At 45.4% G+C, this 1,501-nt stretch carries 2 protein-coding genes and 1 pseudogene; all 3 read right to left on the bottom strand.

Annotated elements, in window-relative coordinates; genetic code table 11:
- On the bottom strand, positions 1-185 hold a 185-nt coding region (locus tag ACVRRC_RS21680), incomplete at its 3' end, for a hypothetical protein (RefSeq protein WP_472997533.1).
- A 143-nt stretch (positions 186-328) separates the two neighbouring features.
- On the bottom strand, positions 329-1,210 hold the full coding sequence (locus ACVRRC_RS21675) for an AbaSI family restriction endonuclease (protein ID WP_131680326.1): 882 nt from the start codon (positions 1,208-1,210) through the stop codon (positions 329-331).
- 49 nt (positions 1,211-1,259) lie between these two features.
- Positions 1,260-1,501 (bottom strand): annotated as a pseudogene (locus ACVRRC_RS21670) (restriction endonuclease subunit M); the annotation flags it as partial.

Below are 1,501 nucleotides of genomic sequence, written 5' to 3'. Positions count from 1 at the left end.
AAAAACCAGGAAATGCCAGTGGCCTTGTCATGCTCTATGAAGAGTCTTTCCACACTTTGCTCATCGGTAATGATAAATCCAGCATCTTTGGGATAGATGAGGCCTGAAGCGCCAGGGGGGATAGAGGATGATTCTTTGGCGGAAAATGCCAGTCGCTTACCGCGCAAATTAACAAACTGAGTCACTCTGTTGTCCTGAATTTATAAATTCGCTGATAATGCAAACCACAGCAGAATGAAACCTGCTATAGGGTTAGCAAACCTTTTGAGGTCGCTATTTTACGCTGACGGGATACGGTGACGAAGGATAATAGCCGACAAAACGTCGGCTAAATTTTAGGGGGGTAAACGTTGACTTGGGTGTGAGTACGCTTGAACACTTTGACTTCATCGGATGATTGGTTGCTGTCGATAGCAAAAACACCTAGAAAGCGATACAGCGTGCGGTTTAGTTCATCACGGGAATGTGCCATAACAATGCGGTAATCCCACGTTTCCTGATAGTTTCTTGTTGCATTAAGGCTTTCTTCGATTATCTGCTTGCCGTCTTCCGAGAGTCCATTTTTCCACTCTCCAGCCTCATACAAACGAGGAAACCAAACCATTACGCGGCCTGTTAATCCGATGGACCGAACGACCTCAGCAGGCAGGGTCCAGCCACCTGATTGATGATGCCCCTCTCTGCGGTACCCAAAACATTGCAAAGCATCTCTGTGATAGCGGAAAACCGAGTTAGGGCCCACTGCCATGTAGCCAGTATGTATATGTTTTTTTGCTGAGTATCGTTCGTCATAGTCCCAGCGAAAAAATAGGCCTTGCTTTTCGAGATCTTCTTTTTTGTTTTTCACTAAACGGACAAATTCATCAACCAGTTTATTTACTTCGCTGAGGGTTATGTTACTAGCAGGGATCCGTTCCTCCTGGAATCCGGTTGCTTCAACGATATCTAATCGGCGCACGGCGTCAGCTTTTCTAGCGTCATCACTATCATGATGAGCCTCATCAATCTCAAGATAGAGGCTCAGCTGTGGAAACAGGAGATCAGCGAGATATATTTTCCCCAAGCTGTCTTCTTTTCGAATGCACTGTTGGCAAACGAACTCAATATCTGGGTCATCTAGCGTATGGATGACACGATTGATAATGTAGTGCTCCCAGCGTTTATGCGAAATTTTTGATAACGCACGGAGTATGTAGTCTGTTTTGCCCATGAAATTACCGTTAACGCCGTAGCATATCGAGTATGCTACGGCAAGAATATTAATAAAAATCAATGACGAATAGTTTAACGTTAACGCTTGTCTTATCAAAGGCGTTTTCATATTGTCCGCATTGGTGGACACTACAATCATCGTTCATTAGAGATTGCACACTCTCTTCTGTCGCACTGCCGGGAAGAACTGCAACGATACGGCCGCCAGGTTTCACGAATTGACGAGCATGCTGTAGGTGATGCTTCCAGCGACCGTCTGAGTATGGCGGGTTCATTAACACGCGATCGT

It is taken from the genome of Stutzerimonas sp. LR2 (assembly GCF_055755175.1).
The sequence above is the reverse complement of the archived record's forward strand: the minus strand, read 5'-3'. Positions and strand labels throughout refer to the sequence as shown.